13 protein-coding genes and 1 pseudogene are annotated in these 18341 nt (G+C 66.9%); all 14 read right to left on the bottom strand.

Translation table 11 applies throughout. The annotated features are described in order from the left end of the window. Positions 1-51: 51 nt before the first annotated feature. On the bottom strand, positions 52-1599 hold the full coding sequence (gene pyk, locus BLU88_RS10815; RefSeq protein WP_092013586.1) for a pyruvate kinase: 1548 nt from the start codon (positions 1597-1599) through the stop codon (positions 52-54). 126 nt (positions 1600-1725) lie between these two features. Next, positions 1726-3183: a glutamate synthase subunit beta gene (locus tag BLU88_RS10810; RefSeq protein WP_092013583.1), complete on the bottom strand. Its 1458-nt coding sequence runs from the start codon at positions 3181-3183 to the stop codon at positions 1726-1728. Then, positions 3176-7870 (bottom strand): glutamate synthase large subunit, encoded by a 4695-nt coding sequence (gltB, locus tag BLU88_RS10805; protein WP_092013580.1) that lies wholly within the window; start codon positions 7868-7870, stop codon positions 3176-3178. Before gltB ends, BLU88_RS10810 begins: the two co-directional genes overlap by 8 nt. Positions 7871-8055: 185 nt before the next feature. Continuing rightward, positions 8056-9120 (bottom strand): prolipoprotein diacylglyceryl transferase, encoded by a 1065-nt coding sequence (locus BLU88_RS10800; RefSeq protein ID WP_092013578.1) that lies wholly within the window; start codon positions 9118-9120, stop codon positions 8056-8058. After that, positions 9117-9908 (bottom strand): tryptophan synthase subunit alpha, encoded by a 792-nt coding sequence (trpA, locus tag BLU88_RS10795; protein WP_092013575.1) that lies wholly within the window; start codon positions 9906-9908, stop codon positions 9117-9119. Before trpA ends, BLU88_RS10800 begins: the two co-directional genes overlap by 4 nt. Continuing rightward, complete coding sequence (gene trpB, locus BLU88_RS10790) at positions 9905-11119, bottom strand: tryptophan synthase subunit beta (RefSeq protein ID WP_092013573.1); 1215 nt, start codon at positions 11117-11119, stop codon at positions 9905-9907. The genes trpA and trpB overlap by 4 nt, the downstream gene beginning before the upstream one ends. A 126-nt stretch (positions 11120-11245) precedes the next feature. Beyond that, positions 11246-12042: pseudogene (gene trpC / locus BLU88_RS10785) on the bottom strand (indole-3-glycerol phosphate synthase TrpC). After that, positions 12039-12308 carry an HGxxPAAW family protein gene (locus tag BLU88_RS10780; protein ID WP_092013570.1) on the bottom strand — a complete coding sequence of 90 codons (270 nt, stop codon included), beginning with the start codon at positions 12306-12308 and terminating at the stop codon, positions 12039-12041. Before BLU88_RS10780 ends, trpC begins: the two are co-directional and overlap by 4 nt. Before the next feature lie 96 nt (positions 12309-12404). Then, positions 12405-12953 (bottom strand): Trp biosynthesis-associated membrane protein, encoded by a 549-nt coding sequence (locus tag BLU88_RS10775; RefSeq protein ID WP_092013567.1) that lies wholly within the window; start codon positions 12951-12953, stop codon positions 12405-12407. Positions 12954-12957: 4 nt separating this feature from the next. Then, complete coding sequence (gene trpE, locus BLU88_RS10770) at positions 12958-14505, bottom strand: anthranilate synthase component I (protein WP_231939361.1); 1548 nt, start codon at positions 14503-14505, stop codon at positions 12958-12960. Next, on the bottom strand, positions 14495-14851 hold the full coding sequence (hisI, locus tag BLU88_RS10765; RefSeq protein ID WP_092013553.1) for a phosphoribosyl-AMP cyclohydrolase: 357 nt from the start codon (positions 14849-14851) through the stop codon (positions 14495-14497). The genes trpE and hisI overlap by 11 nt, the downstream gene beginning before the upstream one ends. After that, positions 14848-15612 (bottom strand): imidazole glycerol phosphate synthase subunit HisF, encoded by a 765-nt coding sequence (hisF, locus tag BLU88_RS10760; protein ID WP_092013550.1) that lies wholly within the window; start codon positions 15610-15612, stop codon positions 14848-14850. Before hisF ends, hisI begins: the two co-directional genes overlap by 4 nt. A 9-nt stretch (positions 15613-15621) precedes the next feature. Continuing rightward, a complete protein-coding gene (locus BLU88_RS10755) occupies positions 15622-17124 on the bottom strand; it encodes a carboxyl transferase domain-containing protein (protein ID WP_092013547.1) in 1503 nt (500 codons plus the stop codon). Between the two features lie 11 nt (positions 17125-17135). Continuing rightward, entirely contained in the window at positions 17136-18341 is a 1206-nt protein-coding gene (locus BLU88_RS10750; protein ID WP_092013544.1) for a CaiB/BaiF CoA transferase family protein, read from the bottom strand.

Here is an 18341-nt window from a genome sequence, read left to right as displayed (position 1 = left end):
CTGCCCCGTGATCATGGGGCAGGCGCCGTCGGCGTTCGGGCCGGGGGACAGTCAGTGGCGGGGCGAGTGGCCCTCGCGCACGATCGGCACCTCACGGGTGATGGGCGCCTCTGCCACGACTCCGTACCCGGCCAGCGGATCCTCCTCGGAGTCCGAGGCATCCTGATAGGCGGCCGTCACACCCTTGGCGGCATCACCGATGGTGTGGATGCGCAGGGCGTTCGTCGAACCCGGGATTCCAGGAGGAGAACCGGCCACGAGGATGCTCTGATCGCCTTCGCGGGCCGTGCCGTCGGCCAGCAGAACGGCATCGACCTGACGCGCCATCTGGTCGGTGTGGCGCACGGTCTTCACAAGGTACGGCCGGACTCCCCAGGTCAGCGCAAGCTGGTGACGGACCTGCGGGTCGGGCGTGAAGCCGAGGATCGGCCAGGCCGGACGCAGCCGGGACATGCGTCGCACGGAGTCGCCGGTCTGCGAGAAGGTGCACAGAAGGTCGATATCGAGTTGTTCAGCAATCTGCACGGCCGCCGCGGTGACGGCTCCGCCCTTCGTGTGCGGGACGGTGCCCAACTCCGGAATCCGTTCGAGGCCGTGCTCCTCGGTGGAGCCGATGATCCGGCTCATGGTCCGGATCGCCTCGACCCAGTGGGCACCCACCGAGGTCTCGCCGGAGAGCATGAGCGCATCGGCGCCGTCGAGGACGGCGTTCGCGCAGTCGCTGGCTTCGGCGCGGGTGGGCCGCGGTGCATCGATCATCGTCTCGAGCATCTGCGTGGCGACGATGACGGGCTTGGCCTGTTGACGGGCGATCTCCACGGCCCGCTTCTGCACGATCGGCACCTGCTCGAGCGGCAGTTCGACGCCGAGGTCGCCGCGGGCGACCATGATTCCGTCGAAGGCATCGATGACCTCATCGAGCTGGTCGACCGCCTGCGGCTTCTCGAGCTTGGCGATGACCGGGGCGGTGATTCCGACCTCATCCATGACCGCACGCACATCGTTCATGTCCTCGGGGCTGCGGACGAACGACAGGGCAACCCAGTCGAAGCCGAGCTGCAGACCCCATTTGAGGTCGTCGACGTCCTTCTCGGACAGCGCGGGGACGGACACCGGCACTCCGGGGAGGTTGATGCCCTTGTGGTTGGAGATGGTTCCGCCGATCTCGACCTCGGTGACCACGTCGGTGTCGGTCACCTCGGTGGCACGCAGGCGGAGGCGACCGTCGTCGATGAGCAGCGGGTCGCCCACGGACACGTCTTCTGCCAAGGTCGGCAGGGTCGTGGATACAAGCTCTACGGTGCCGGGGACGTCACGGCTGGTGATCGTGAAGGCAGCCCCTTCGACGAGCTCTTCCTTGCCGTTGGAGAAGGTGCCTACGCGGATCTTCGGACCTTGGAGGTCCAGCAGGACGGCGACGGGTCGTCCGGTGTCGAGAGCAGCCTGGCGGACCCAGGCGAACTTCTCTTCGTGCTCTTCTCGTTTTCCGTGGCTGAGGTTGAATCGAGCGACATCGACGCCTTCATCGACGAGCTCGCGGATCTCTTCATAGGAGTTCTGGTTCGGACCTAAAGTTGCGACTATCTTTGCACGCCTCATACGCTCCACCCTACCTAAAGTCTCAGCGGGCGGTCACCACCGCTCACCGCTGGTCACGGGCGGTGTGCGCGCGGCACTTCGCTGTGCCGCACCACCGCCTCTTCTCAATTTCTGACATGCATCATCTTAGCATTTGAACCCTTCGTCGGCAGGTCGGACGGTTGCCGGCAGCCGCGTCGACCCGGTGAGGAAGCGGTCGACTTCGGCGGCCGCGGCACGTCCTTCCGCGATCGCCCAGACGATGAGCGACTGTCCGCGCCCGGCATCGCCGGCGACGAAGACTCCGGGCCCCGCCCCATAGTCCTCGGTTCGTGAGAATGCACCCTTGGCTCCCGCTTCGAGGTCGATCGCGGCAGTCTCCGGTCCGCTGAATCCCAGGGCCAGCAGCACGAGATCGGCGGGGATGACGTGCTCGGTGCCCGGTGTCGGGAGGCGGCGGCCGTCGACGAACTGCGTCTGCGCGACTTCGATTCCGCAGACTCTGCCCGACTCGTTCCCGACGAATCGAGTGGTCGATGCCAGGTAGCGCCTGGTTCCGCCTTCCTCGTGTGAGGATTGGACCTCGAAGATCCGCGGGACCGTCGGCCACGGTGAGTCGGCATCGCGGTCGACCGGCGGCTGGCTGCCGATGGCCAAGGTCGTCACCGAGGCGGCTCCCTGGCGCAGAGCGGTGCCCAGGCAGTCGGCCCCGGTGTCGCCGCCGCCGATGATGACGACGTGCTTGCCGGCGGCATCGATGAGCTGGCCGGAGTCAGCCGTCGATGCCGCGTCGGCCGCCTGCGCCTTGTTCGACGGCACGAGGTAGTCCATGGCGAATTCGATTCCGTCGAGGTCGCGCCCCGGCAGGTCCATATCGCGGGGCACGGTGGCACCGGTGGCCACCAGCACCGCATCGAAGCGGGTCTGCAGCTCGGCGAAGCCGATGTCGCGGCCGATCTCGACTCCGGTTTCGAACCGAGTGCCTTCGGCTCGCATCTGGGTCAGTCGACGGTCGATATGGTGCTTCTCGAGTTTGAAGTCCGGGATCCCGTAACGCAGCAGTCCGCCGAGGCGGTCCTCGCGCTCGAAGACGACGACGGTGTGCCCGGCTCGGGTCAGCTGCTGGGCAGCGGCGAGTCCGGCCGGTCCGGACCCGATGACAGCGATGGTGTGCCCGGTGATCCGGTCGGGGACGACCGGAGTGATGAGGCCGGCGGCGAATCCGTCGTCGACGATGGAGACCTCGACCTGTTTAATCGTCACGGCGGGTTGGTTGATGCCGAGCACGCAGGCGTTCTCACACGGTGCCGGGCAAGCCCGGCCGGTGAATTCGGGGAAGTTGTTCGTCGCGTGGAGCAGCTCCACGGCGCGCGACAGCTCCCCGCGATACATAGCGTCGTTGAACTCCGGAATGAGGTTGCCCAGAGGGCATCCCTGATGGCAGAACGGCACTCCGCAGTCCATGCAGCGAGAAGCCTGTCGACGCAGCTGTGCGGGATCACCCTTTTCGTAGACCTCGGAGTAGTCCATGAGCCGGATGGGCACGGGCCTGCGGGCAGGGAGTTCGCGTTCGGTGGTGGTGAGGAATCCTCGCGGATCAGCCATGGGTCGCCTCCAGAATGGTCTGCCAGGTGTTCTCGGAATCGGCGGTGTCGCCGCTGTTCGCGATCTCTTCCTGGATGTCTTTGACCCGTGCATAGGCGACGGGAATGATCTTGGTGAAGCGGGACAGGATGTCCTGGCCGCGGTCGAGTCCGGCCAGCAGTTCGCCGGCCAGCGGGGATCCGGTGGCCGCGACGTGGTCGCTCAGCAGCCCCTGCAGGACCGGAGCGTCGGAGTCCCCGATGCCGCCGAATCTGAAGACGCCTGCAGCCCGTTCCTTCGGGTTTAGCCGGCTGGGGTTGAAGTCGAGGACGAACGCCGTTCCGCCGGACATTCCGGCCGCGAAGTTGCGTCCGGTGGATCCGAGGATGACTGCCACTCCCCCGGTCATGTATTCCAGTCCGTGGTCGCCGATGCCTTCGACGACGGCTTCCACCCCGGAGTTGCGCACGAGGAATCTCTCTCCGACCATTCCGGACAGGAACATCGATCCGGCCGTTGCTCCGTAGCCGATAACGTTGCCGGCGATGACATTGTGTTCGGGCCGCGTGGGGTTCTCCGGGCGGGGCGCGATGCTGATCGTCCCTCCCGACAGTCCCTTACCGACGTAGTCGTTGGCGTCCCCGTGCAGATCGATGCTCACACCGTGCGGTAGGAAAGCACCCAGGGACTGTCCCGCAGTTCCGTTCAGGGACACGCGCACAGTTCCCGCAGGAAGGCCGTCCCCGCCGTGAGCCTGGGTCACCCGGTGGCCGAGCAGCGTGCCGACCGAACGGTGCGTATTCGCCACCTCGGCGTTCAAGTGCACCGGTACTCCCGCGGCGATCTCCGCTCCCGCCTGTTCCAGCAGGCGATCGTCGAGCTCGCCCGTGAAGTCGCGTGGGGTGCGTGTTCGACTCACCCTCGCCGAGGCGGGGGTGCCGTCGAGGTCGGTCGGGACAGTCAGGATCGGAGTCAGATCGAGGTCCAGCCCCGAGGCGGCCGCCCGGTCTGCGTCGATGCGCAGTCGTTCGACCGCGCCGATCGCCTCATCGAGGCTGCGCAGTCCCAGCTGAGCGAGGTAGCCGCGGACCTCCTCGGCGATGAAGGTGAAGAAGTTCACGACGTGATCGGCCTGACCGTGGAACCGTTCGCGCAGCTTCGGGTTCTGTGTGGCAACGCCGACCGGGCAGGTGTCCTGATGGCACACGCGCATCATAATGCACCCGGAGACGACGAGGGCGGTGGTCGCGAAGCCGAATTCCTCGGCCCCGAGCAGGGCGGCGATGATGACGTCGCGGCCGGTCTTCAGCTGCCCGTCGACCTGGACGCTGATGCGTTCGCGCAGTCCGTTGAGCACGAGAGTCTGCTGGGCTTCGGCGAGTCCCAGCTCCCACGGGGTGCCGGCGTGCTTGAGCGAGTTGAGCGGGCTGGCGCCCGTGCCTCCGTCGTGGCCGGAGATGAGCACGACATCGGCTCCGGCCTTCGCTACTCCGGCGGCCACAGTCCCGACACCGATTCCGGAGACGAGTTTGACGTGGACGCGGGCGGCCGCATTGGCCCGACCGAGGTCGTGGATGAGCTGAGCGAGGTCTTCGATGGAGTAGATGTCATGGTGCGGGGGCGGTGAGATGAGCCCGACTCCGGGAGTGGCGTGGCGGGTCTTCGCGATCCACGGGTACACCTTCTCCCCCGGCAGCTGACCTCCTTCGCCGGGCTTGGCGCCCTGAGCCATCTTGATCTGCAGATCGTCGGCGGCGGTGAGGTAGTGGCTGGTGACGCCGAACCGTCCGGAGGCGATCTGCTTGATCGCCGACCGACGCTCCGGGTCGAGCAGACGCTCGGTGTCTTCGCCGCCCTCTCCCGTGTTCGACTTCCCGCCGATCCGGTTCATCGCGATTGCCAGCGTCTCGTGGGCCTCGGCCGACAGGGAGCCGTAGCTCATGGCCCCGGTGGAGAAGCGACGCATGATGGCCTCGGCGGGTTCGACCTCGGAGATGTCGATCGGTCCCGATTCGGTGGGGACGAGGTCGAAGAGTCCGCGCAGGGTCATCAGCTCAGCGGACTGTTCGTCCACGGCACGGGTGTACTGACGGAAGATGTCGAAGCGACCGGTCGCCGTCGAGTGCTGCAGCTTGAAGATCGTCTCCGGGTTGAACAGATGCCCCGGACCTTCCCGGCGCCACTGATATTCGCCACCGACGAGCAGGTTCCGGTGCGCCGGCCGCGGATGGTCCTCGCGGTAGGCATCGGCGTGCCGCGCTGTGGTCTCGGCCGCGATGTCGTCGAGCGTCTTGCCGCCGAGCTGGTGCGGAGTCGATGTGAAGTGTTCGTCGATGACCGAATCCGCCAGGCCGAGGGCTTCGAAGGTCTGCGCCCCGTGGTAGGACTGGACGGTCGAGATGCCCATCTTCGACATGATCTTCAGCAGGCCCTTGTTCAGCGCCGTGAGCACATTGGCCACGGCCGCCTCGGCGCTGATGCCCCGGATCCTCTCAGACTTCACGAGATCCTCGGCCGACTCCATGAGCAGGTACGGGTTGACCGCGGAGGCGCCGAAGGACACGAGCGTGGCCGCATGGTGGACCTCGCGGACGTCTCCGGCCTCAACGATGATGCTCACCTGGGTGCGGCTCCGCTCCCGCACGAGATGGTGGTGCAGGGCGGAGGTCAGGAGCAGGGACGGGATCGGCGCGTACTCCGAATTCGACTCCCGATCCGTGAGGATGAGGAACACCGCTCCGTCGGCGACCGCGGCGCTCGCCTCCGCACACAGATCCGCGAGGCGACGGGCCATCCCGTCCTCACCAGCACCGATCGGATACAGTCCCGACAGCGTCACCGAGGGCCTGGTGATGTCCTCGCCGAGGTGGCTGCCGACCAGGTGCGCGATCGCCGTGAGTTCGTCGTTGTCGATCACCGGCCGTTCGAGCAGGATATGCGCGGAGTCCGGCTGAGTTGAGCACAGCAGATTGCCTTCGCGACCGATTCCCGATGACATGCTCGTGACGATGTCCTCGCGGATGGAGTCCAGGGGCGGGTTCGTCACCTGGGCGAAGTTCTGGTGGAAGTGGTCGAAGAGCAGCCGCGGACGAGTGCTCAGCGCCGCGATCGCTGTGTCGCTGCCCATCGCGCCCAGGGGTTCGGCCCCGGTCTCGGCCATCGGGGCGATGAGCACTCGCAGCTCCTCCTCCGTGTATCCGAAGGTCCGCTGCCGTCTCCGGACCGAGGAGCTGGGGTGGCTGACATGGACGCGGGTGGGCAGTTCGGCCAGGCGGGTGGCTGAGGCCTCGACCCATTCGCGGTAGGGATGTTCGGTGGCGAGGCTGTTCTTGATCTCCGTGTCGGAGATGATGCGTCCGCCCTCGACATCGACGAGGAACATCCGGCCGGGAGTCAGCCGCCCGCGGGCAGTGACATCGGCTTCGGGCAGGTCGACGACCCCGGCTTCGCTGGCGAGGACGACGGTGTCGTCAGTCATGATGTATCGGGCCGGGCGCAGCCCGTTGCGGTCGAGCACGGCTCCGGCGAGTCGGCCGTCGGTGAACGCGACGCAGGCGGGGCCGTCCCAGGGCTCCATGAGCAGAGAGTGGTACTCGTAGAAGGCCCGCCGCTCTTCGGACATGGCAGGGTTGTTCTCCCAGGCTTCGGGGATCATCATCAGCATCGCCTGCGGCAGCGACCGGCCCGAGGCGACCATGAGTTCGAGGACCGAATTGAATGACGCGGAGTCCGAGGCTCCGGCGGGGATGATCGGGAAGATGCGTTCGAGTCCCTTGGTCGTGTCGGCGACCGGGGATTCGAGCAGGTCGCTGGCCAATGCGGATTCTCGTGCCTGCATCCAATTGCGATTGCCGCGCACCGTGTTGATCTCACCGTTGTGGGCGATCGTTCCGAACGGCTGTGCGAGCTGCCAAGAGGGAAAGGTGTTCGTGGAGAACCGGGAGTGGACGAGAGCGATCGCCGAGGTGAGGCGTTCGTCGCCGAGCTCGGTGAAGAAGCGGTCGAGCTGAGCGGTCGAGAGCATGCCTTTGAACGTCAGCGTAGCCGGCGACAGAGAAGGGAAGTAGAGCCCGGCGTTGTCGAGCCGTTTCCGTACGATGAAGGCCCGTCGGGCGAGGTCGTTCTCATCGCGGGCCGGATGGTCGGCGTCGAGCCCGAAGAACACATAGCGCATGGACGGCATGGTTTCCGCGGCGATCCGACCGAGCACTCCGGGGTCGACGGCCACGGGCTCCACGTGGATGAGCTGCAGCCCCTCTTCTGCGGCGATCCGGGACACGAGGACGTCCTGGTCGACGCCGGCTGATTCAGCGCTGAAGTCGGGCTGCGTCTCCGCGGTCAGCGGCGCAGTCACGGCATTGAGGTCGGTGGCGTAGTCCTGGGCGAAGAAGCCGATGCCCATCGCGTAGTCACCCGGAGCCGGCAGCGACGTTCCGGATTCCGCGAGGTGCGAGGCGAAGTAGTCGTGCGGGATCTGGATGGTCAGTCCGGCACCGTCGCCCGTGCCGTCGTCGGAGCCGATTCCGCCGCGGTGTTCGAGCCGGCGCAGGGCGTCGAGCGCCTGAGTGATGACCAGATGGTCGGGGCCGCCCTTGAAGCGGGCGATGAGGGCCAGACCGCAGTTGTCGTGTTCGAGCGCCGGATCGTAGAGCCCGATGCGGCCAGGCGGGGCCGTGGTCCTGGGGGTCGACTGAGCGCTGTGGTTCATGTTCTGCCTTCTCGGTGTAGAGCATTTTCCGAAAAGACGACGCTGTCCTCTGCGGTATGGACGAGCCCGGAAACCGTGTTCTCCGAGCCCAGCTGTGAGATCGCTCTCACAGCCGGAATCTCAACTTACACCATGTGCAATTTCAGAAGAAGCAGAAAAAGGAACGAACTGTGAACCTATTCGTCTTAGCTTTCGGACGAGCGGGTGCTCTCATCGCGGGGCGCCGGACCCGCTTTTCCGCGCACATCGGGCACGATCGAGATCGCCGAGGTGACCGCTCCGAAGAATCCGAAGCTGTGGCGTCCGCTGAGATCGAGGCCCGATTCGTCGTCGCGCTCCGATTCATCTGCGTCGGCGGCCGCGGTCGCCGACGCAGGATCGGACGGAGCGGCCGTGCGGGGGCCGTCCTGAGCGTCGGGGTCGGCCACCCGCGCCACGGACGGCAGAGGTGCTCCGGAGTTCTCGGCCGCCTCGGCGATATTGGGTGCATTGATCTCGAAGGTGTGCTTGCCGCGGCGGTGGCGACGCAGCAGGGTACGGGATCCGTGCATGTAGACGCCGGTCTCGTAGGTGCGATGGCGCAGACGGGAGACGATGAGCCAGCCGAGGCCGATGAGCAGCGCGAGGATGGCCGTCCAGAGGTTGAGCGGCAGTCCGAGGAGGAGGCGCGCGTCCTCGGCGGCCGGTGTGCCGATCCGCAGAGCTTCGAGCAGGACCCGACCGAGGCCGAACAGGCACAGGTAGAGGGCGAAGACCTGACCGTAGCCGAGCCGGAGGCGTTTGGACACGATGATGAGGACCACGCAGGCGATGAGGTTCCATGCAGATTCGGTGACGACCATGACCAGTTCGAGGCGACCGTCGAACCAGTCGCTGAAGGCACCGGCGACGTGGCCCAGGATGAGGCCCGGTGCGGCCGAGTCGAGCAGCGGTCGGAACCTGATGCCCTGGAAGCGGGTGAGCAGCCAGACGGCGAAGAAGCCCAGGATGCTTGCTCCCCAGAAGCTGAATCCGCCGTCCCAGAGGGCCAGCGCCCGCAGCGGACTGCCGTCGGGACCGAAGTACGTGTCCGATGCCGAAATCAGATGTCCGAGACGTCCGCCGATGACGGCGGCCGGAAGACCGACGACCGCAATGGCCCACAAGTCTCCCCTATGGCCGCCGCGGGCGCGCCATTGGATGCTCGTCATCCACACGGCGAGTCCGATGCCGAGGATGGTGAAGATGACCCATGCCGGGCTGAAGCTCATGCACACCCTTCTGCGACCTCGGCGGCGAGTCGACCGACTCCGGCCACTCCTTCGGAATCCAGTGCCCGGACGAGAGCTGACCCGACGATGACGCCGTCGGCGTATTCGGCGACCTCGGCCGCCTGTTCGCGGTTCGACACCCCGAGGCCGACGCAGGCGCGCTCGGCTCCGGCTTCCTTCAGCCGGGCGACGAGTTCACGGGCATGGTTGTCGACTTCGGAGCGGACTCCGGTGACACCCATGGTGGAGGCGGCGTAGACGAATCCGGAGCTGTGCTCGACGATTCGGGCGAGCCGTTCGGGCGTCGATGAGGGTGCCGCGAGGAAGATGCGGTCGAGCTCGTGCGTCTCCGACGCCGCCAACCACGGTCCGGCCTCATCGGGGATGAGATCGGGAGTGACGATGCCGCCGCCGCCGGCCGAGGCGAGGTCGCGGGCGAAGCTGTCGATGCCGTACTGGAGCACGATGTTCCAGTAGCTCATGACGACGGCGGTGCCGCCGGCTGAGGCGATGGCTTCGACCGCGGTGAAGATGTCCTTGGTCCGCACTCCGTTGTCCAGCGCCGTCTCACCGGCGCGCTGGATGACGGGTCCGTCCATTCCGGGATCGGAGTACGGCATGCCGACCTCGATGATGTCGACGCCGTTGCGGACGAGCTCGACCATGGCATCGGTCGATCCTTCCACCGTGGGGAAGCCGACCGGCAGATAGGCGATGAGAGCGGCCTTGCGGCCCGCCTCGGCGACGGCGTCGAGGGTGGTTCCTGTGCGTGGGCCCGAGTGCGTCATACCTGAACCGCTCCTTCGTCGATGTAGTCGAACCATTTCGCGGCGGTCGTCATGTCCTTGTCGCCGCGGCCGGAGAGATTGACCAGCAGGACCGCGTCGGGTCCGAGCTCACGACCGACGCGCATGGCTCCGGCCAGGGCATGAGCGGATTCGATGGCGGGGATGATGCCTTCGGTGCGGGAGAGCAGCCGCATCGCCTCCATCGCGTCGACGTCGACGACAGGTTCGTAGGTCACCCGACCGATGTCGTGGAGGTGGGAGTGTTCGGGACCCACCGAGGGGTAGTCGAGTCCGGCCGAGACCGAATGGGAGGCCTGTGTCTGGCCATCGGAGTCCTGGAGGATGTAGGTGGCCGAGCCGTGGAGGACACCGGGGCGTCCACCGGAGAACCGGGCGGCGTGATGGCCGGAGTCGACTCCTTCGCCGCCGGCCTCGAAGCCGAAGATCTTCACGTCCGAGTCGCCGAGGAAGGCTGCGAAGAGACCCATGGCGTTCGATCCCCCGCCGACGCAGGCGCAGACGGCGTCGGGCAGACGGCCGGCCATGTCCTGGATCTGTTCGCGGGCTTCGATGCCGATGACGTTCTGGAAGGAGCGGACCATCGCAGGGAACGGGTGGGGGCCGGCGACCGTGCCGATGACGTAGTGGGTGTCGTCGACATTGGCCACCCAGTCGCGCATGGCTTCGTTCATCGCATCCTTGAGGGTGCGGGTGCCGTTGGTCACGGCGTGGACCGAGGCGCCGAGCAGACGCATGCGCGCGACGTTGAGAGCCTGGCGCTGAGTGTCCTCCTCACCCATGTAGACCACGCAGGACATGTCGAGCAGTGCTGCGGCGGTCGCCGTGGCGACTCCGTGCTGTCCGGCTCCGGTCTCGGCGATGAGGCGAGTCTTGCCCATCCGCTTGGCCAGCAGGGCCTGGGCCAAAGCGTTGTTGATCTTGTGGCTGCCCGTGTGGTTGAGATCTTCGCGCTTGAGGAAGACACGCGCACCGCCGCAGTGCTCGGCGAAGCGCGTGGCCTCGGTGAGCAGCGAGGGTCGGCCGATGTAGTTGCGCTGGAGCGTGAGGAGTTCGTCGGTGAAGGCCGGGTCCACCTGGGACTTGCGCCAGGTCTCTTCGATCTCGTCGAGGGCCGGGATCAGCGCTTCGGGGATGAACCTGCCTCCGAACTCGCCGAAGTACGGTCCGGTCTCCTGGCTCAAATCGGTCATTGCGGTCCTTCTCGATCTCCTCGTGGCGCCGGCGGGTGGGGCGACGGGGCCCCACCCGCCGGACGACGGTATGGGTGCAGTATGAGCCCATCGTCGGCTACTTGCAACGGCCGACGCGGGCGGGGTTCAGGATACGGACAGCGAGCGGCGTTCCCGGCCGAGGGCGGTGTACTCCTCGACCGCGGCTTGCGGGCGGCCGCCGGTGACGAGAGCTTCACCGACGAGCACGAGGTCGGCGCCTGAATCCGCGTACTTCGACACCTCGGCGGCCCCGGCGACGCCGGACTCGGCCACGAGGGTGCATCCTTCGGGGGCAAGTTCGGCCAGGGGCGCGAACCGGTCTGTGTCGACGCTCAGATCCTTGAGGTTGCGGGTGTTGACCCCGATGAGTTCGGCATCGAGTTCGGCGGCGATCTCCAGCTCTGCGCGGTTGTGGGTCTCGACCAGCGCGGTCATCCCCAGTTCCGTGGCGAGGGCATGGAACTCGCGCAGCTGCACGGGGTCGAGTGCTGCGACGATGAGCAGAACGATGTCGGTGCCGTGGGCCCGGGCCTCATGGAACTGGTATTCGTCGACCATGAAGTCCTTGCGCAGGACAGGGATGTCCACTGCGGCGCGCACGGAGTCGAGGTCGGCGAGGCTGCCGTTGAAGCGGCGGTGCTCCGTGAGCACGCTGATGGCCCGGGCGCCGCCGGCGGCGTACAGGCCGGCGAGGGTGCCGGGGTCGGGAATCTGTGCGAGGTCCCCACGGGAAGGTGACTTCCGCTTGACCTCGGCGATGACGCCGAAGTCCGCGGACAGGTCGAGGGGCGGACAGGTTCGGCCGCGGCGGCTCGAGCCGTGATCTCGCTCAGCGGAACTTCGCCCCGGCGGGCCTGCAGGTCCTCCCGCACGCCGGAGACGATGTCGGTGAGGACCGTCATTTCTTCTTCGGCTTATTGCCCAGTCCGACGGCACGCAGGATCAGGCCGACGACCACGCCGAGGGCGACGATGCCGATGGAGATGTAGGTGATCGTGGGGTTGTGGATCGTGAAGCCCACACAGCCGACGCTGATGCCGATGAGCATGATGATGACTCCGGTCCATCCCGCCACCGAGTTGCCGTGACCGGGATCGGCGATCGCTGCGTAGTCGATCGTGGATTTGTCGAGATCTGCGGCCCCGTTGCGGGCGATGGACTGCGACATGGCGCTCCTTAGTGTGAGTGCGTGACACGCGTATGGAATCTTTCCTCCATTGTGTCACGCTTCGTCGTCTGACCGGACACCGACCCGGTCACAAGGTCATTTCGAATCCGGCTCGGCATCCGGACCATTCGGCACTTCGTCGTCGGGGTCATCTTCGACGTCTTCTCCGCGGGAGAGTGCGTCCCAGGTCGCGGCCGAGTCGAATTCACCGCCGGCGGCTTCCGCAGTGCGGGCGTAGCGGTTGGAGCTCGTCCACCCGTTCGAAGCGACGGAGACCCAGACGATGCCGATGACGCCGATTCCCGCGGCCACTGCCGCGATGATCGCCCAGGAGGTGGCTCCCGGCGCCGAGGCGGCACTCAGTGCAGTGATCCCGTAGCCGATTCCGGCGATTCCGGCGAGACCGAGGACGACGAAGCGCCCGATCCGTCCGAGCATTGCGGCGAGCAGTCCCGAGACGGCAATGATCGCCACACACGCGGTGGCCACGGGTGAAGCCTGTGAACTCGCATCCTCGGTGACCTTCGCCACACCGCTGGGTCCGAGCGTGTCTCCGCCGGCTCCGACCTGCCAGGCGGAGATCGTCAGCGCCCACAGCGCGGCGGCGATGACGAGGATGATGAGGACTCCGCGTGATTTCGTCATGGCCTCACCTCTGACTTCCTTCGGCCGTGTGAAGGGCCGCAGCGGCGGCGCGGAGCACGGCAGCGGCCTTGTTCTCGGATTCCCGGTATTCGGTCTCGGGGACGGAGTCGGCGACGAGCCCTCCTCCTGCGTAGACGCTCATGGTGCCATCTCGGAGCACTCCGGTGCGGATGGCGATGGCGAGGTCGAGGTCACCGGTGAAGGACATGTAGCCGACCACTCCACCGTAGATTCCGCGACCGACGGGTTCGAGTTCGTCGATGATCTGCAACGCCCTGGGTTTGGGTGCGCCGGACAGTGTGCCGGCGGGGAACGTCGCCCTCAGCACGTCAATGGCGGTGGTTCCGGCTGCGAGTTCACCGCGCACGGTCGAGCTGATGTGCATGATGTGGCTGTAACGGACGATGTCCATGAACTCGCTGACGTCGATGGTTCCGGCCACGCAGACCTTCGCCAGGTCGTTGCGTGCGAGGTCGACGAGCATGAGGTGCTCCGCTCGTTCCTTCTCATCGGCCAACAGCTCCCGAGCCAGCGAGTCATCGGCTTCCGGAGTGGCGCCGCGGGGGCGGGAACCGGCGATCGGGTGGGTGAGCACCTCTCCGGACCGGACGGTGACGAGCGCTTCGGGTGAGGAGCCGATGATGCTCACCGGTTCGCCTGCGTCGTCGTGGAGGTTGAGCAGGTACATGAACGGGCTCGGGTTCGCATGCCGCAGCATCCGGTACACGCTCAGCGCATCGGCCTCGCACGGGGTGTCGAAGCGCTGGCCGATGACGACCTGGAAGATCTCGCCGTCGACGATCTTCTGCTTCGCCGTCTCTACGCCGTCGAGGTACACCTGCGGCTGGGTGCGGGTGGCCACCTCGGGGTCGGCTTTCCGGGGATGCAGGATATCGGGCGGGCTGGGCTGCTGCAGGCGGTCGCACATCGCGGCGATGCGGTCGACTCCGGAGGCGTGGGCGTCCTCGATTCCGGTATCGGTGCCGTTGACGTTGAACACATTGGCCACGAGGGTGACCATCCCCGAATAGTGGTCGAAGACGGCGATGTCGCCGGGGACCATCAGCTGCACCGTGGGCAGGTGGTGTTCGTTGGGCCGGGGCGGGCCGAGCCTTTCGAAGCGGCGGACGATGTCCCACCCGAAGTACCCGACGAAGCTCGAGACCATGGGCGGCAGATCCGATTCGTCCTCGGCCACGGCGAGGAGCTCGAGAGCCGCGGTGACCGCGTCGAGGACGTCGCCGTCGGTGGGGATGCCCACCGGCGGAGTGCCGGTCCAGTGGAATCCGTCCTCGGTCGAGATGAGGGTGGCGACCGGTGCAGACCCGATGAACGAGTACCTGGCCCAGGAACCAGCGACGGCGGATTCGAAGAGGAAGCTTCCGGGTCCGCCGTCGGTGAGTTTGCGGTAGAGGCTCAGCGGGGTCTCCGAGTCCGCGAGCACCTGGGTATGCACCGGCACCAGCCGGTGTTCGGCGCCCAGCGCCCGGAACTGGTCGAGGCTGGGACGGATCGGCAGGTCGGTCGTGTTCGCTGCTGTGTCAGTCGACACTGATGGTCCTTCCGGTGAAGCAGGTCGGGGTGTTCGTATGGCAGGCCGGTCCGGTCTGGTCGACGAGCATGAGCAGGGCGTCGGCATCGCAGTCGAGGGCGAGTGAGCGGACATGTTGGACATGGCCCGAGGTTTCCCCCTTCACCCAGTATTCCCTGCGGGACCGCGACCAGTAGATGGCCCGCTTCGTCTCCAGTGTGCGGGAGACGGCCTCGACGTCCATCCAGGCGAGCATGAGCACGTCACGGCTCGTCGCCTCTTGGACGATGACGGGGATGAGCCCGTCGTCGTTCATCCTGATGATCTCCCGCCAATTCTCCGGGGTGGCGTCGATATCGCTGCTCATCGGACGTCGATCCCCTGCGCCCGCAGTTCCGCCTTGACCTCGGCGATGCTCAGTGTGCCGAAGTGGAAGACGCTGGCGGCCAGCAGCGCATCGGCACCTGCTTCGACCGCCGGGGCGAAGTGTTCGACCTTGCCGGCTCCGCCCGAGGCGATGAGCGGCACGTCGACGGCGGCGCGGGCGGCGCTGATGAGTTCGAGGTCGAAGCCCTCGCGTGTGCCGTCGGCGTCGATGGAGTTGAGGAGGATCTCGCCGACGCCGCGATCGGCGGCTTCCCGGATCCAGTCGATGGCGCAGCGGCCTGTGCCTTCGCGACCGCCGCGGGTGGTGACCTCGAATCCGGATTCCGTGCTCGTCCCCTGTGTGCGGCGGGCGTCGAGGGACAGGACGAGGACCTGGTTGCCGAAGTGCCGGGAGATCTCGCTGATGAGCTCCGGGTTCTTGACCGCCGAGGTATTGACCGAGACCTTGTCGGCCCCGTCGCGCAGCAGACGGTCGACGTCGGAGACGCTGCGGATCCCTCCGCCGACGTTGAGCGGGATGAAGACCTCTTCGGCGCAGGCGCGGACGACGTCGTGGACGGTCTCTCGGTCGCCGCTGCTGGCCGTGACATCGAGGAAGGTGAGTTCGTCGGCACCGGACTCGCCGTAGCGGCGGGCAAGTTCGACGGGGTCGCCGGCGTCCTTGAGGTCGGCGAACTTCACTCCCTTGACGACGCGTCCGCCGTCGACGTCCAGACACGGGATGACTCTGACAGCTACCACGCAGTCCTCCTAGATTCCCAGGCCCCGGTAGCGATCCATTCGACGGGCCAGGCGCCTGGCCGATGGTTCGCGCATGAGCGAGATGAGTTCGAATTCGAGTGTCGCCCCGACACGGGCGACGAAGTCCAGGGGTTCGTCGCTGGCATCGGAGTGCTCGGCGATGATCCGATCGACGACTCCGTTGGCCTGCAGCATCGGAGCATGCACGCCCTGGCTCTGTGCCATCTCGGCGGCCCGGTCGGTGGTGCGGTGCACGATCGCCGAGGCGCCTTCGGGCGGCAGAGGCGAGAGCCAGCCGTGTTCGGCGCTGAGCACCCGGTCGGTGGGGATGAGGGCCAGAGCCCCACCCCCAGATCCCTCGCCGAGGATGAGCGAGACGGATGGGGCGTCGAGGTTCGCGAGATCGGCGAGGCTGCGGGCGATCTCGCCGGCGATACCGCCCTCCTCGGCTTCCTTCGACAGGGCCGCGCCGGGGGTGTCGATGACGGTCACGAGCGGCAGGTGCAGCTCCGCGGCCAAGCGCATTCCGCGCCGGGCCTCACGCAGGGCCGCGGGCCCCATGGGAGCACGGGAGTCCTGCCGGAACCGGTCCTGGCCGAGGACGATGCACGGCGCGGAGCCGAACTTCGCCAGCGCCAGCAGCAGTCCGGGATCCTTCTCCCCTTCACCGGTGCCGTTGAGCGGAAGCACGGTGTTCGCGGCGGTGCGCAGCAGGTCACGGACTCCGGGGCGTTCGGGACGGCGCGAACTGCTGATCGCGGCCCAGGCATCGGAGTTCGGATCGACGGTCTGAGGTGCCGTGTCCGGATCCGGCACCCGAGCCGGGACCTCTTGGGCGCCCATCAGCACGTCGAGGACGCGGGAGACGGTGCCGGCGATGCGTTCGGGACCGATGACGGCGTCGACGATTCCCATCTTGTGCAGGTTCTCCCCGGTCTGCACGTTCTCCGGAAACTTCTCCCCGTAGATGGCTTCGAACACCCGAGGGCCCAAGAATCCGATGAGGGATCCGGGTTCGGCCACGGTGACATGTCCCAGCGATCCCCAGGAGGCGAAGACTCCTCCGGTGGTGGGATGGCGCAGGTACACGAGGTAGGGCAGTCCGGCCTTGCGATGGGCGATGACGGCGTTGGTGATCTTCACCATCGACAGGAAGGCGATGGTGCCCTCCTGCATGCGCGTGCCTCCCGAGGCGGGTCCGGCAAGCAGCGGCAGCCCCTCGAGGGTCGCACGTTCGATGGCATCGACGAGGCGTTCGGCCGCGGCCACTCCGATCGAGCCGGCGAGGAACCGGAATTCGCCGGCGATCACGGCCACGCGGCGGCCCGCGATGGTGCCTTCGCCGGTGATGATGGATTCGTCGACTCCGGACTTCTCCGCCGCGGCGTCGAGTTCAGCGGCGTAGGCTGCCGAGATTCCACCGGCGGGCTGGACCGGTGTGGTGTCCCAGGACAGGAACGATCCTTCGTCGAGGACGATCTCGACGAGTTCATGAGCATTCAGACGCGTCATGGCGGTCCCGTTCAGTTTCCGTCGGCGAGCCACGCCACGATGGATTCCGCATCCTCGTCGAGCAGCGGCGGGGCATCGTGAGCAGTGCGGGTGGTTTCGACCTCACCGGAGGCTCCGGCGTCGAAGAAGCGCAGGGGCGGTCCGGGCAGGTCGATGTCACCGAGCACCGGGTGGTCGACGGAGACCTTGAGTCCCTGGCTGAGCGCCTGCGCCCACTGGTAGACCTCGGGCAGGTTGCGGACCGTGCCGGAAGGGATTCCCGCCTCGGTGAGCTTGGCCAGCAGATCGGCTGCGTCGAAGGCGGAGAAGCGGTCTTCGATGAGTTCGATGAGCGCAGGCCGGTTGGCCACTCGTGAGGCGTTGTCGGCCATCCCCTCGGTCGCGGGATCGATGTCGAAGGCGGCGCAGAACTTCTGCCACAGGTTCTCGTTGCCCACGGAGATCTGCACGGCGCCGTCGCGGCACTTGAAGAGTCCGTACGGCGACAGCGACGGGTGATGGTTGCCGCCCGGCTGCGGTTCCTGTCCGGCCACGGTCGCCCTGGTTCCCTGGAAGGCGTGGACGCCGACCATTCCCGCGATGAGCGAAGTGCGCACAACCTTGCCCTTGCCGGTGCGTTCGCGTTCGAGCAGTGCGGCCAGGACTCCGTAGGAGCCGTAGATCCCGGCGAGCAGATCGGCGATCGGCACGCCCACTCGCTGCATGTCATCGGGGCCGGAGCCGGTCAGTGACATCAGACCGGCTTCGCCCTGGGCGATCTGGTCGTAGCCGGCCCGCGAGGCTTCGGGCCCGTCGTGGCCGAATCCGGTGATGGAGAGGATGACCAGGCGCGGATTGATCTCCATGCAGCGGGCGGTGGAGAAGCCGAGGCGGTCGAGAACTCCGGAGCGGAAGTTCTCGATGAGCACATCGGCGCGGGCGATGAGTCCGGTCAGGATGTCCTTGCCCGTCTCGGATTTGAGGTCGAGGGCGATGGATTCCTTATTGCGGTTGCAGGAAAAGAAGTAGGTGGCCTGAGGTTTGTCCGCAGGCCCGACGAAGGGAGGACCCCAGGACCGCGAATCGTCGCCTTTGCCGGGGTTCTCGACCTTGATCACTCGCGCACCGAGGTCGCCGAACATCATTCCTGCATGAGGGCCGGCCAGGGCACGCGAGAGGTCGACGACGGTATATCCGGTCAGGGGACCTGCCGCAGCCTCGGGTGTCTCGTTCGCCAT

This window comes from Brevibacterium siliguriense (assembly GCF_900105315.1).
In the GTDB taxonomy this organism is placed as follows: domain Bacteria; phylum Actinomycetota; class Actinomycetes; order Actinomycetales; family Brevibacteriaceae; genus Brevibacterium; species Brevibacterium siliguriense.
Note: the sequence above shows the minus strand (reverse complement) of the source record. Positions and strands in the feature narration are given on the sequence as shown.